Source organism: Streptomyces sp. 1-11, from assembly GCF_007176755.1.
Classification (GTDB): domain Bacteria; phylum Actinomycetota; class Actinomycetes; order Streptomycetales; family Streptomycetaceae; genus Streptomyces.
The window spans coordinates 32,460-45,860 of record NZ_BJTV01000011.1 but is presented as its reverse complement, the minus strand read 5'-3'; the positions used below and the strand labels follow the sequence as shown (position 1 = coordinate 45,860).

14 protein-coding genes are annotated in these 13,401 nt (G+C 74.1%); 7 read left to right on the top strand and 7 right to left on the bottom strand.

Features of this window, described 5'->3' with window-relative positions; translation table 11 throughout:
• Position 1: 1 nt before the first annotated feature.
• Positions 2-589, bottom strand: a complete 588-nt coding sequence (locus tag TNCT1_RS36020) for a hypothetical protein (RefSeq protein WP_216856678.1) — start codon at positions 587-589, stop codon at positions 2-4.
• A gap of 156 nt (positions 590-745) precedes the next feature.
• Between TNCT1_RS36020 and argC the strand changes: the two genes are divergently transcribed.
• From argC to TNCT1_RS23010, 7 genes are all read left to right on the top strand, one after another.
• Positions 746-1,774 (top strand): N-acetyl-gamma-glutamyl-phosphate reductase, encoded by a 1,029-nt coding sequence (gene argC, locus TNCT1_RS23040; protein ID WP_143635232.1) that lies wholly within the window; start codon positions 746-748, stop codon positions 1,772-1,774.
• 88 nt (positions 1,775-1,862) lie between these two features.
• Positions 1,863-3,038: a bifunctional glutamate N-acetyltransferase/amino-acid acetyltransferase ArgJ gene (argJ, locus tag TNCT1_RS23035; protein WP_143635230.1), complete on the top strand. Its 1,176-nt coding sequence runs from the start codon at positions 1,863-1,865 to the stop codon at positions 3,036-3,038.
• Positions 3,035-3,943 carry an acetylglutamate kinase gene (argB, locus tag TNCT1_RS23030; protein WP_143635228.1) on the top strand — a complete coding sequence of 303 codons (909 nt, stop codon included), beginning with the start codon at positions 3,035-3,037 and terminating at the stop codon, positions 3,941-3,943. The genes argJ and argB overlap by 4 nt, the downstream gene beginning before the upstream one ends.
• A 41-nt stretch (positions 3,944-3,984) precedes the next feature.
• Positions 3,985-5,139: an acetylornithine transaminase gene (locus tag TNCT1_RS23025; protein ID WP_235902860.1), complete on the top strand. Its 1,155-nt coding sequence runs from the start codon at positions 3,985-3,987 to the stop codon at positions 5,137-5,139.
• A 7-nt stretch (positions 5,140-5,146) separates the two neighbouring features.
• Positions 5,147-5,692 carry an arginine repressor gene (locus tag TNCT1_RS23020; protein WP_143635224.1) on the top strand — a complete coding sequence of 182 codons (546 nt, stop codon included), beginning with the start codon at positions 5,147-5,149 and terminating at the stop codon, positions 5,690-5,692.
• Positions 5,693-5,789: 97 nt separating this feature from the next.
• Positions 5,790-6,377: an RNA polymerase sigma factor gene (locus TNCT1_RS23015; protein ID WP_143635222.1), complete on the top strand. Its 588-nt coding sequence runs from the start codon at positions 5,790-5,792 to the stop codon at positions 6,375-6,377.
• On the top strand, positions 6,367-7,131 hold the full coding sequence (locus TNCT1_RS23010) for a zf-HC2 domain-containing protein (protein WP_143635220.1): 765 nt from the start codon (positions 6,367-6,369) through the stop codon (positions 7,129-7,131). The genes TNCT1_RS23015 and TNCT1_RS23010 overlap by 11 nt, the downstream gene beginning before the upstream one ends.
• 42 nt (positions 7,132-7,173) lie before the next feature.
• Here the strand turns inward: TNCT1_RS23010 and TNCT1_RS36015 are convergent, their stop codons facing one another.
• The 6 genes from TNCT1_RS36015 to TNCT1_RS22980 all read right to left on the bottom strand — a co-directional run bounded on the left by TNCT1_RS36015 (position 7,174) and on the right by TNCT1_RS22980 (position 13,378).
• Positions 7,174-8,043 (bottom strand): serine/threonine-protein kinase, encoded by an 870-nt coding sequence (locus tag TNCT1_RS36015; RefSeq protein ID WP_235902845.1) that lies wholly within the window; start codon positions 8,041-8,043, stop codon positions 7,174-7,176.
• A complete protein-coding gene (locus tag TNCT1_RS36010) occupies positions 8,040-9,872 on the bottom strand; it encodes an ABC transporter ATP-binding protein (RefSeq protein ID WP_216856677.1) in 1,833 nt (610 codons plus the stop codon). The genes TNCT1_RS36015 and TNCT1_RS36010 overlap by 4 nt, the downstream gene beginning before the upstream one ends.
• A 77-nt stretch (positions 9,873-9,949) precedes the next feature.
• Entirely contained in the window at positions 9,950-10,144 is a 195-nt protein-coding gene (locus TNCT1_RS23000; RefSeq protein WP_143635218.1) for a hypothetical protein, read from the bottom strand.
• 207 nt (positions 10,145-10,351) lie between these two features.
• Positions 10,352-11,143, bottom strand: coding sequence for an FAD:protein FMN transferase (locus TNCT1_RS22990; RefSeq protein ID WP_143635213.1), 792 nt, complete (start codon positions 11,141-11,143; stop codon positions 10,352-10,354).
• Positions 11,144-11,147: 4 nt separating this feature from the next.
• Positions 11,148-11,978, bottom strand: coding sequence for an FMN-binding protein (locus tag TNCT1_RS22985; protein WP_174266412.1), 831 nt, complete (start codon positions 11,976-11,978; stop codon positions 11,148-11,150).
• Between the two features lie 17 nt (positions 11,979-11,995).
• On the bottom strand, positions 11,996-13,378 hold the full coding sequence (locus TNCT1_RS22980; RefSeq protein WP_174266411.1) for a ferric reductase-like transmembrane domain-containing protein: 1,383 nt from the start codon (positions 13,376-13,378) through the stop codon (positions 11,996-11,998).
• Positions 13,379-13,401: the final 23 nt, after the last annotated feature.

Genomic DNA, 13,401 nt, shown 5'->3' with positions numbered 1-13,401 from the left:
GCTAGCCCTGCGACTGGTCGGCGTCCCCGGCCGGTGCGGTCAGGGTTCTGCCCGCGTCCGCCGGCTCTCGCGGCGCGGCCGGGGCCGCGGGCGGGTCCGTCCGCTCCTCCGGCGCGATCAGCGCCAGTCTCGCGACCACCGCGTCCGCGAGCGATTCCGCGCGCTCCCGCGCGAGCCCGCGCCGCCCGGCCGTCTCCGTGATCCGGCGGTGGACCTCGGCGAGCTGGCCGGGGGTCAGCGGCGGGACGGTCACCGCGGGACTCCCGCGCCGCGATCTCCTGCGCAGCAGCGACCTCAGGCCGGCCGTCGTGCTCTCCGCGGCGGCGCTTCCGATCTGCCGGGCCGCCTGGTCCACCACCAGCCACACCACCGGGGCCACCAGCACCGTGATCTCGCCCAGGCCGAAACCGAGCGGATCCGGGCGTCCCCGGCCCCCGCGCTCCAGCCGCCGCAGGACGACCGCGTCGTCGAGGTGGGCCAGCCCCGCGACGACCGGCAGTTCCTCGGGGGCGGTCTCCGCCACCACGTCGCGCACCACATCGCGCACCCGGACGCTGCCGCACCCGGACGGCGCCGCCTCAGATCCCATGACGACCCCCCGTGTCCCGAAGATCCCTGCCGCCCACGCTACTCCCGGGGACCGGGTCCCCACGGCGCTTCGGCAGGCCAAAGCGCAGGCGAGTCCGGGACGATTGCATAAACGTGCAGCAATCCGTATAGTCATGCCATCCGGAGGAGGATGGACATGGTGGTACGTGCGGCGGTGGCCGGAGCGAGCGGGTACGCGGGCGGTGAGGTCCTGCGGCTGCTCCTCGCGCACCCCGAGGTCGAGATCGGGGCCCTGACGGCGAGCTCCAACGCGGGCCGGCGGCTCGGCGAGCTCCAGCCGCACCTGCTGCCGCTGGCCGGCCGGGTGCTGGCCGAGACCACGCCGGAGAACCTCGCCGGGCACGACGTCGTCTTCCTGGCGCTGCCCCACGGGCAGTCCGCCGCCGTCGCCGAGCGGCTCGGCCCGGACGTCCTCGTGGTCGACATGGGCGCCGACTTCCGGCTGCGGGACCCGGCCGACTGGGAGCGGTTCTACGGCTCCCCGCACGCCGGCACCTGGCCCTACGGCCTCCCCGAACTGCCGGGTGCCCGCGCCGCGCTGGAGGGGTCCAAGCGCATCGCGGTACCCGGTTGCTACCCGACCGCCGTCTCCCTCGCCCTGTACCCCGCCTACGCGGCCCGTCTCGCCGAACCCGAGGCGGTGGTCGTCGCCGCGTCCGGCACCTCGGGCGCGGGCAAGGCGCCCAAGCCGCACCTGCTCGGCAGCGAGGTGATGGGCTCCATGACGCCGTACGGCGTCGGCGGGGGCCACCGGCACACCCCCGAGATGATCCAGAACCTCAGCCGGGCGGCGGGGGAGCGGATCTCGGTCTCCTTCACCCCGACCCTCGCGCCGATGCCGCGCGGCATCCTCGCCACGTGCAGCGCGAAGGCCGCCCCCGGGGTGACGGCGCGGTCCGTCCGCACCGCCTACGAGAAGGCCTACGCCGACGAGCCCTTCGTCCACCTGCTCCCCGAGGGGCAGTGGCCGGCCACGGCGTCCGTGTACGGCTCCAACGCCGCGCAGGTGCAGGTCGCGTACGACGACGCCGCGGGCCGGGTCATCGCGATCAGCGCCATCGACAACCTGACCAAGGGCACCGCCGGCGGCGCCCTGCAGAGCATGAACCTCGCCCTGGGTCTCCCGGAGACCACGGGACTTTCCACGATCGGAGTCGCACCGTGAGCGACGCACGTGCAGCCGCCGGGCCGCAGACGACGACGATGGCCGCACCGCTGCGCTGCGCGGGCGGAGAAGCGAACAAGGAGATGCAGTGAGCGTCACGGCAGCCAAGGGATTCACGGCGGCGGGCATCGCCGCCGGGATCAAGGAGAACGGCAACCCCGACCTGGCCCTCGTGGTCAACGACGGGCCCCGCCGAGCCGCCGCCGGCGTCTTCACCTCCAACCGCGTGAAGGCCGCCCCGGTGCTCTGGTCCGAGCAGGTCATCAGGAGCGGCCAGGTGTCGGCCGTCGTGCTGAACTCCGGCGGCGCCAACGCCTGCACGGGCCCCAAGGGCTTCCAGGACACCCACGCCACCGCGGAGAAGGCGGCCGAGGTGCTCGGCCGGGGCGCCGTCGAGATCGCCGTCTGCTCCACCGGGCTCATCGGCGTGCCGCTCCCGATGGACAAGCTCCTGAAGGGGGTGGAGACGGCCGCCGGCGCCCTGAGCGAGCACGGCGGCGAGAAGGCCGCCATCGCCATCAAGACCACCGACACCGTCCACAAGACGTCCGTGGTGACCTGCGGGTCCCCCCGGACGGAGTCCGGGGGAGGGTGGACCGTCGGCGGCATGGCCAAGGGCGCGGGCATGCTCGCGCCGGGCCTCGCCACCATGCTGGTCGTCCTGACCACCGACGCCGACCTCGGCGGCGAGGTGCTGGACGAGGCCCTGCGCGCCGCGACCCGGGTCACCTTCGACCGCGTCGACTCCGACGGCTGCATGTCCACCAACGACACCGTGCTGCTGCTCGCCTCCGGCGCCTCCGGCATCACTCCCGGGTACGAGGAGTTCGCCGAGGCCGTCCGGCAGGTGTGCGACGACCTCGGCCGGCAGCTCATCGGCGACGCGGAGGGCGCCAGCAAGGACATCAGGATCGAGGTCGTCAACGCGGCGACCGAGGACGACGCCGTCGAGGTGGGCCGCTCGATCGCCCGCAACAACCTGCTCAAGTGCGCCCTGCACGGCGAGGACCCGAACTGGGGCCGTGTCCTGTCCGCCATCGGCACCACGAAGGCCGCCTTCGAACCGGACCGGCTGAACGTGGCCATCAACGGCGTCTGGGTCTGCAAGAACGGTTCCGTGGGCGAGGACCGCGAGCTGGTCGACATGCGCTACCGCGAGGTGCACATCGTCGCCGACCTCGCCGCGGGCGACGAGACCGCGACCGTCTGGACCAACGACCTGACCGCCGACTACGTCCACGAGAACAGCGCCTACTCCTCATGACCACGACGCGGAAACACACGGCACTGCCCAAGGCCCAGATCCTCATCGAGGCGTTGCCCTGGCTGACCCGGCACCACGGCAGGACGGTCGTCATCAAGTTCGGCGGCAACGCCATGGTCGATGAGGACCTGAAGGCCGCCTTCGCCCAGGACGTCGTCTTCCTGCGGCACGCCGGCCTCAAGCCGGTCGTCGTGCACGGCGGCGGTCCGCAGATCAGCGCCGCCCTCGACCGGCACGGCATCGTCAGCGAGTTCAAGGCGGGCCTCCGGGTCACCACCGAGGACGCCATGGACGTCGTACGGATGGTGCTCGCCGGGCAGGTGCAGCGCGAACTGGTCGGCCTGCTCAACCAGCACGGTCCCCTCGCCGTCGGTCTGACCGGCGAGGACGCCCACACCATCACCGCCACCAAGCACCAGCCCGAGATCGACGGCGAGCTGGTCGACATCGGGCGGGTCGGCGAGATCACCGAGATCGACACCGGCACCATCGAGGCACTGCTCGCCGACGGCCGCATCCCGGTCGTGTCCTCGATCGCCAGGTCACAGGACGACGGACATGTCTACAACGTCAATGCTGATACGGCGGCTGCGGCACTCGCTGCGGCACTGGGGGCCGAGACCCTCATGGTCCTCACGGACGTCGAGGGCCTCTACGAGGACTGGCCCGACTCCGACGAGGTGATCAGCCGCCTCACCGCCTCCCAGCTCGAGAAACTGCTGCCCGAGCTGTCCGCGGGCATGGTCCCGAAGATGGAGGGCTGCCTGCACGCCGTGCGGGGCGGCGTGCGCACCGCCCGCGTCATCGACGGCCGGGTGCAGCACTCGATCCTGCTGGAGATCTTCACCGACGAGGGCATCGGCACGATGGTCGTGCCCGACGAGACCGAGGGGGAGCAGTCGTGACGGGCAACCAGGAGCTGACCGCGCGGTGGCAGGGCGCGCTCATGAACAACTACGGCACCCCCCGGCTGCCCCTCGTGCGCGGTGCGGGAGCCCGGCTGTGGGACGCCGACGGCAAGGAGTACCTCGACTTCGTCGGCGGCATCGCGGTCAACGCGCTCGGCCACGCCCACCCGGCCGTGGTGGAGGCCGTCAGCCGGCAGATCGGATCCCTCGGCCACGTCTCCAACCTGTTCGTCGCCGAGCCGCCGGTCGCCCTCGCCGAGCGCCTGCTGCAGCTCTTCGGCCGGGACGGCAGGGTCTACTTCTGCAACTCCGGGGCCGAGGCCAACGAGGGCGCCTTCAAGATCGGCCGGCTCACCGGGCGGACCCACATGGTCGCCACCCAGGGCGGCTTCCACGGCCGCACGATGGGCGCCCTCGCGCTCACCGGCCAGCCCGGCAAGCAGCAGCCGTTCCTGCCGCTGCCCGGCGACGTCACCCACGTCCCCTACGGCGACGCGCAGGCGCTGGCCGCCGCGGTGACCGAGGAGACGGCCCTGGTGATCATCGAGCCGATCCAGGGCGAGAACGGGGTCGTGGTGCCCGCGGCCGGCTACCTCAAGGCGGCCCGCGCCATCACCGCCGCCACCGGCGCCCTGCTGGTGCTCGACGAGGTGCAGACCGGCGTCGGCCGCACCGGCGACTGGTTCGCGTACCAGGCCCACGAAGGCGTCCTGCCGGACGTCGTCACGCTCGCCAAGGGACTCGGCGGCGGGCTGCCGCTCGGCGCCACCGTCGCCTTCGGCCGCGCCGCCGAGCTGCTGCGGCCCGGCCAGCACGGCACCACCTTCGGCGGCAACCCGGTCGCCTGCGCCGCCGGACTCGCCGTCCTGGACACCATCGCGGACGAGGGACTCCTGGCCAACGTCAAGCGGCAGGGCGAGAAGCTGCGCGACGGGATCGAGTCGCTGGGCCACCCGCTGGTCGACCACGTCCGGGGCGCGGGTCTGCTCCTGGGTATCGTGCTCACCGGGCCGCACGCGCCACAGGTGCAGCAGGCGGCCCAGGAAGCCGGGTTCCTGGTGAACGCGCCCGCTCCCGACGTCGTACGGCTCATGCCGCCGCTGAACCTGCGCGACGACGAGACGGGCGCCTTGCTGCGGGCACTGCCCGGCATCCTCGACGCAGCCGACGGGGACGGACGAACCGGGGAATGAGACGACGATGAGCCAGGCGCAGGACCACGAGCAGGCGGCGGGCGCCGGACCCGCCGTCCCGCAGACCCGCACCGCCCGCCACCGCCGGATCGTGGACATCCTCAACCGGCAGCCGGTGCGGTCCCAGAGCCAGCTCGCGAAGCTGCTCGCCGACGACGGTCTGAGCGTCACCCAGGCGACGCTCTCCCGGGACCTCGACGAGCTGAACGCGGTGAAGATCCGCAACAACGACGGCGACCTGATCTACGCGGTGCCCAGCGAGGGCGGCTTCCGCACCCCGCGCGCCCCGCTGGGCGAGTCGGCGAAGGAGGAGCGGATGCGGCGGCTCTCCCAGGAGCTGCTGATCTCCGCCGAGGCCTCCGCCAACCTCGTGGTGCTGCGCACCCCGCCCGGCGCGGCCCAGTTCCTCGCCTCGGCGATCGACCAGGCCGAGCTGCACGACATCCTCGGCACCATCGCGGGCGACGACACCCTGCTGCTGATCAGCCGGAACCCGGTCGGCGGCCAGGCGCTCGCCGACCATCTGCTGCGGCTGGCACAGAACGGGCAGTGACCCGCGTGCGGGTCCCGCCCGACCGGCGGACAATGGCCTTGTGATCTTCCGGAGCCGGGGCGCAATCCCCTGGCGGCGGCCGTCCGTATACAGAGGTGTGTCGGGTTACGGGTCACCGGTGGACCGTCTTCCGGACGAGGCTCTTCTGTCCGGACTCTCCACCGGTGACGAGGAACTCGCCGTCGCCTTCGTACGGAGGTTCCAGCACAGGGTCTTCGGTGTCGCCATGGCGGTCACCGGTGACCCGCAGCTCGCCGAGGACATCGCCCAGCAGACGTTCGAGCGTGCGTGGCGTCATGCGCAGATCTACGACTCGCGCCGCGGGTCGGTCACGACCTGGCTGACGACCATCGCGCACAACCTCGCCATCGACGCCGTCCGCGCCCGGCGGACGCAGGCGGTGGCGCCCGAGGACATCGAGGCGCTCCTGGGCGTCGTCACCGAGACGCCCGAGCGCTGGGCGCTGGCCGACGAGGCCTCGTCCCAGCTCCGGAGCGCCCTGGCGCGGCTGCCGCGGGAGCAGGCGCGTGCGCTGGTGATGGCGGGCGTCTACGGGATGACGGCCCAGCAGATCGCCGAACAGGAGAAGATTCCGCTGGGCACCGCCAAGACGCGGATCAGGGCGGCCATGGGCAAACTGCGGACCACCCTCGCCGCTCCGAAGCGAGGCGACCATGTCCTGTGAGGTGACCTGCGGGAGACTGCGGGAGCTCGGCGCCGAGCTGGCGCTCGGCGTGCTCGACGGCCGCGAACGGGCCGAGGCCGTCGAGCATCTGGAGCACTGCGCGGACTGCCGCGAGTACATCGAGCACCTCACCCTGGTCGGCGACCGGCTGATCGGCCTGCTGCCGGGCCGCGAGCCGCCCCCCGGCTTCGAGACCCGGGCGGCGCGCGCCCTGACCGGGGACACGACCGCCGACGAGGGGCGCCCGCACGCGCGGGCGCCCGGCCGTCTCCGCGAGGGACTGTACGGCCGCGTCCGGCGCAGCCGGCTGCGGCTGGCCTCGGCGGCCGTCGCCTTCGCCGTCGCGGCCGGGTTCGCCGGCTGGGGCATCGGCACCGCCGTCGAGCAGGTCACGGCCTCGCCCGCCGCGACCGAGACCATGCTGGTCGGCGATCTGACCTCGGCCCGGTCCGGAGGCGGGCCCGGCGGCGAGGTCTACGCCCATTCCGGCCGGCCGGGCTGGGTGTTCATGACCGTCGACCTGACCGGCCCCGGCGCCGGGTACAACGGCAAGGTCACCTGTCTGCTGGAGCGCTCCGACGGCACCACGGTGCGGCTCGGCGAGTTCCCGGTGCGCGACGGGCGCGGCGCCTGGGGCGTGGCGGCCCCCGTCGACGCCGCCGCGGTCTCCGGCGCCCGCCTGACCTCGCCGGACGGCACGGTCCTCGCCACCGCCCCGCTGGAGACCGGCCGGATCACCACCGGCGAGGCGTGAACCCGGGGCACCCCGCGGGGACCCGGGCGCCCGGTGACGGCCTCAGCCGCGAGGGCGTCGCGTGCCGGGCAGGGTGTCGGCGAGGGCGGCGGACAGCTCGTCGAGCGCGGGCCGCGCTCCGGGGCCGGGGCGCAGGCAGGCGTCGACGGCGGCGGCGAGGGCGGGCGGCAGCCGGCGGCGGGCGGCGACGGGCGGGGCGGTCGCCTCCAGCTGGGGGTAGCGCCGGCGGTCCGCCTCCCCGGTGCGCCCGCCGCGGCCGAACGCCGGCTCGCCGCAGGCCACCTCGAACAGGGTGACGCCGACGCCCCACACGTCGGCGGCGGCCGTCAGCGGCTCGCCGCGCGCCTGCTCCGGGGACAGGTAGCGGAAGGTGCCCACGCCCGCCGGCGCCGGGCCGGGAGGCCGCGCGAGACCCAGGTCCAGCACCTTCGCGTGCCCGCGGTCCACCACCACGTTGGACGGCTTGAGGTCCAGGTGCAGCAGGCCCCGGCGGTGGAGGTACTGGACGGCGGAGCACAGCTGCACGCCGAGGAGCGCCACGTCGGCGGCGGACGCCCGGTGCCGCAGCCGCCCCACCAGGTGGGACAGCGTCTCCCCGGTCAGCGTCTCCAGCACCACGAGCGGCTCGGGCGACTCGAAGGTCTCGTAGCCGCGGACCAGATGGGGGTGGCTGAACCCGCACAGCCACCGGCCCTCCCGCAGCAGCCGCTCGCCCAGCCGGGTCTCGTCCCGCCGGTCCGGCCGCACCACCTTGACCACGCACCGGCAGTCCCGGTCCTCGCTCCAGGCGTCGTGGACGTCCAGCCAGCCGGTGCGGGTCAGATGCGCCAGGATCTGGTAGCCCGGGACCGGCCGCGCGCCCGGCGCCAGGGCCGGCGCCGGCCGCGGGAGCGCCCGGGCCGGGGCGGTCACGACGGCACCCGCCCCGGGGACGGGACGCCGTCGGCGTGCAGCCGGTGCAGGCGCGCGTAGACGCCGTCGCGGCGGAGCAGCTCGTCGTGGGCGCCCTGCTCGACGACCCGGCCGTGGTCGAGCACGACGATGCGGGTGGCGTCCTGGACGGTCAGCAGGTTGTGCGAGATGACGACGGTCGTCCGCCCGGCCATGAGTCGGCGCAGCGGGTCCATGATCCGCCGGCCCGAGCGGACGTCGAGCCCGGTGGTCGGCTCGTCCAGCACCAGCACGGGCGCGTCCCGGATCATCGCCCGGGCGATGGCCAGCCGCTGGCACTGCCCGCCCGACAGGGTCCGGCCGCGCTGGCCGACCAGGGTGTCGTAACCGTCCGGGAGCATCTCGATGAACTCGTGCGCGTCCGCCGCGCGCGCCGCCGCGACGATGTCGGCCTGCGTCGCCTCCGGCCGGCCGTAGGCGATGTTCTCCCGCACGGTGCCGTGGAACACCAGTGTCTCCTGCAGCACCACGGCGACGCTGTCCCGTACGTCGGTGAGGCTGAGCTCCCGCAGGTCCCGGCCGTCGAGGCGGACCGCTCCCCGGTCGGGGTCGTAGAACCGCAGCTGGAGCTTCGCGACCGTCGACTTCCCCGCCCCGCTGGCCCCGACCAGCGCCAGGGTCTCGCCGGGCGCCACCTCGAAGGACACGTCCGACAGGGCCCAGGACGCGGCCCCCGGGTAGCGGAACCGGACGCCGTCGAACTCCACCTCGCCGCGCGCCCGGCCGATGCGCCGGGGCTCGGCGGCCTCGACGACCTGCGGGCGCTGGTCCAGCAGCTCGATGATCCGCTCGGCCGAGGCGGAGGCCGCGTAGAAGGTGGTGCCGAGGTGGGACAGGCCGCGGACCGGCCCGTACAGCTTGCCGATCAGTGCCAGGAAGACCAGCAGGCCGCCCAGCGTCAGCTGCCCCTGGGCCAGCTTCCAGGTGCCGAGGCCCATCACCGCGATGCCCCCGGCCACCTCGATGATCTCCACGACCGGCCCGTACACGGCACGGATCCGGGCCGACGTCATCGCCGCCCGGAACCTGCCGAGGTTCTCCCGCTCGAAGCGGCGCTCCTCCCATCCCTGCCGGTTGTACGCCTGCACCAGGGCGACATTGCCGAGCGACTCCTCGGCGATCGCGCTGATCGAGCCGCTGCGCCGCCTGCGTTCCCGCGACGCCGCCTTGATCAGCCGCGAGAAGTGCCGGGCGGCGCCCCAGAACAGCGGCACGATGGCGAGGGCGAGCAGGGTCAGGTCCCAGCGCAGGTAGAACAGCAGCCCGAGGAAGACGCCCAGGCGGATCACGTAGTAGAGGACGTCCGCCACCCCGGACAGCAGGAACGTCTCCACGGCGTCGACGTCGCCGGTGACCCGCGACAGCACGTCGCCGAGCCGCCGGCGTTCGAAGAAGCCGAGCGACAGCCCCTGGACGTGCCGGAAGACGTCCGAGCGCAGGGAGAGCAGGAAGCGTTCGCTGACCCAGGTGGACGTCACGTTGTCGCCGAAGCCCAGGATGCCGGAGCAGAGGATCAGCCCCAGGTAGGCCGGGGCGATCCACAGGAAGGGGCGCAGGTCCCGGGGGACGAGCACATCGTCCACGACGATCTTGAAGAGCCAGATCTCGGCCGCGTCCACGACCGGTCCGGCCAGGCTGAACAGGGCGAGCGGCACGAGCCAGCGCCGCCCGCCACGGGTGTAGGGCCAGAACCGCCGGAACACCTCACGCAGGGGCACCGGGGGCGCCGCGGCCACCAGGGCGTCGGAGGTGTCACCCACCGACAGCAGACGCCGCAGGACCTGCGCCATGGCATGCGTTCCTCGGGAGTCGGCGGCGGAGCGGACCGGGTCCTCCGGTCACCGGTCCGCTCCGCCTGGGGATGCGATCAGTAGCCGCCGTGGCCGCCGTGGCCGCCGTGGCCGCCGCGGTCACCGTGGTCGCCGTGGTCGCCGTGGCCGTGGCCGTGGTCGCGGTCGCCGAAGTCGCCGTGGTCGCCGAAGTCGCCCCGGTCGCCTTCGAAGGACGACTCGTCGCCGTGGTCATGGCCGTAGGCCGGCATGAGATTGCTGAAGATGGCCATGTGTTCCTCCTGAATCTCGTCTCACACTGGATACGTCCCAGGGGGCGACTCGGATGGCGTTTCGGGGCAAAAAGGCCAAAATTAAACTTTCCGCCGTCCCGGCCGGCCCCGCCGTCCCGGCCGGCCCCGCCGTCCCGGCCGGCCCCGCCGTCCCGGCCGGCCCCGCCGGGCACCCGCCGCCCGCCGGACCGCCCCGCCCGGCCCCGCTCAGCCCAGCCGTTCCGCCAGGCCCCCGGTGCACCGCACCTCGTCCCCGGCCGTGATCAGCAGGGCCTCCACGCCGGGCAGCGACTCCAGCCACGCCAGCCCCGCCCGCGACCCCATCGCGAAGGCGGCCGTGGCCCAGCAGTCCACCCACGTCAGCCGCGGCCCCACCACGGTCACCGAGACCAGGTCGGTGACCGCGGGGCGGCCGGTGCGCGGATCCACGATGTGCGCGCCGCGCTCCGCGGTGCCGGACGTCGCCACGGACAGCTCGTCCGCACCCGCCGCCGAGATCACCGCGGCCAGCCCGCCCGGCCGGAGCGGATCGGCCACGCCCACCCGCCACGCCCGCCGCGGTTCCGGCGCGCCCAGCATCTGGACGTCGCCGCCGCCGTTCACACTGACCCCGCACACCCCGTCGACCGCGGCGAGCAGCCGGGCGGCCCGCTCCGCGGCCCACCCCTTGACGATGCCGGTCGGGTCGAGGCCGCCCTGGTACCGAGCGCTGAACCAGCCCTCGCTGACCCGCTCCGCCTCGGCCGCCAGCTCCAGCACCTCGGCCACCTCGGACGCGCACCGCGCCACGGTCAGCTCACCCCGGGCCAGCCGGGACACCTCGCTGTCCTCGCGGTAGGTGGAGAACAGCGCGTCGGCGCGGTGCAGTCCCGCGACCGCCCCGGCCAGCGCCTCGCGCACCGCGCCGGGCCGCCCGCCGCGCACGTCGAAGGAGAAGACGGTCCCCATGACCTCCTCCGCGTGCCGCAGCGCGGCGGGGGCGTCGGCCGGCTCGCCCATCGGGTCAGCCACCCGCCTGGTCGAGCGCCGACTGCAGCGACTGCCGGTAGCCGGTGCTGGTGTAGGTGGCCCCGGACACGGCGTCGATGCGGGCGTTCCCGGCGGCCACGGCCTCCTGGTTGAGCCTCGGCACGGCGAGCGCGGTCTTCTGGCCGCTGACCCCGCCCTTCGGCGCCTGCACGGCCGCCGCCTGGGTGATCCTGCCCCCGCTGACCGTGATCCTGACCTGCACCGGGCCGTACTGCGTCTGCGCGACCCGGCCGGTGACGGTGCGGGTCCCGGCGGTACCCCGCGCACCCGGGGAGGCCGGGGAGGCGGAGCCGCCCCCACCGCCCGGCCCGGAACCGGCGCCGGTGCCGGACCCGGCGGACGCCGGCGCCTTCACCTTGTCCAGCGCCGACTGCAGCGACTTCTTGTACCCCGCGCTCGTGTACGTCGCCCCGGACACCGCGTCGATGTCGGCGTTCCCGGCGGCCACGGCCTCCTGGTTGAGCTTCGGCACCGCGAGCGCGGTCTTCTGGTCGCTGACCCCGCCCTTGGGCGCCTGTACCGCCTCCGCCTTGGTGATCTTCCCGCCGGCGACGGTCAGCCGTACCTGCACGGCCCCGTACTGGGTCTGCGCCGCGTCACCGGTGACGGTGCCCGCCGCGGCTGCGCCGCCCTGCTGCCCGCCCTGGGGGGACCGCTGCGCGGCCGCGCCCGCCTGCGGCGCCGCGCCGGCCGCCGACGCCGCCGCCGGGTCCGAGGCGGGCTTCAGCGACAGCAGCAGCACGACTCCGGACACGGTGGCCGCGGTGGCCAGCACGACGCGCCGAATGGGGTGGCTCTTCCTCATCGCTTCGCAGCTCCCGCTCACATCTCGAACGACTCGTGGTGGATACGGCGCGCGGGGACGCCCGCGCCGCGCAGCGCCTCGTACACGGACTGCGCGAACCCGGGCGGGCCGCACATGAAGACGTCGTGGCGGTCGACGTCCGGGATCTTCCGCTGGAGGTTCTCCGCCGAGATGTCCGGCCGTTCGCCGTCCGGGCTGTTGACCGCGTACATCAGCCGGGCGCCCCGTTCCTCGGCGATCGCGGCCAGCTCGTCCCAGAGTGCCAGGTCCTGGGTGGTGTTGGCCCGGTACAGCAGGGTGATGTCACCGGCCGCCCCGGGCAGCGTCTCGAACAGCGCCCGCATCGGCGTGATGCCGACCCCGCCGGCCACCAGCAGCACCTTGCCCCGGCTGCGCCGCTGCGCGGTGAGCGCCCCGTACGGGCCCTCCGCCCACACCCGGGTGCCGGGCGCCAGCTCGCGCAGCCGGGAGCTGTGGTCGCCGATCGCCTTCACCGTGATCCGCAGCATGTCCGGCCGGGGCGCCGCCGACAGCGAGTACGGGTGCGAGCTGAACCGCATCCCGGGGGCCAGGAACCGCCAGCGGAAGAACTGCCCCGCCTCGGCGCCCATCCGGTGCAGCCGCCGGCCGCCGATCAGCACCGACACGATGCCCGGCGTCTCCTCGATCACCGCCTCCACGCGCATCCGGTGACGGATGTTCAGCCGGACCGGGGTGATGACCCGGTACCAGAGCACCAGCGCCGTGACGGCGCCGTACAGCCCGTACCAGAAGGTCCTGGCGACCGGCTCGACCGCGAAGTCGTTGCCGGTGGTGATCTGGTGCCAGAAGGTCAGGAACACGGCCGCGTACGTCAGCAGGTGCACGTGGTACCAGGCGTCGTACGGCAGCCGGCGGCGGATCCCGCCGGCCGAGCTGACGCCGATCAGCACGAACAGGCCGGTGCCGATCGCGGCCTTGCCCATGTCCGGGAGCTGTTCGACGGAGTCCACGGTCTGCCGGACCACGTCTCCGAGCGACTTGCCCGCCTGCAGCGCGTAGCCCCACATGGTGAGGAACACGTGCGCGACGACCAGGCAGAGCGTGTAACGGCCGCTCATCGCGTGCCAGCGGGCCACCCGGTCGGAGCCGACCCGCCGCTCCAGCGCGGGTACCCGCGCCATCTGGAGCACGACCAGCGCCATCAGGTAACCGGCCAGCAGGCCGGTGATCCGGCCCGCGTTCAGGATCCGGCCGCCGTCGTCCGCGATGGCCGGGGTGTTGTGCCACCAGAGCCACAGCACGGCCGCCGCGCCCGCCCAGACCGCGATCAGCAGCGGAACGGCCGGGGAGCGGCGCGGGCGGATGCGGCGCATCGTCTGGCGGCGGGCGGCACGTCCGCCTGCGAGCGTGGTGGTCACGGTTCCTCCGTGGGGACTTGACC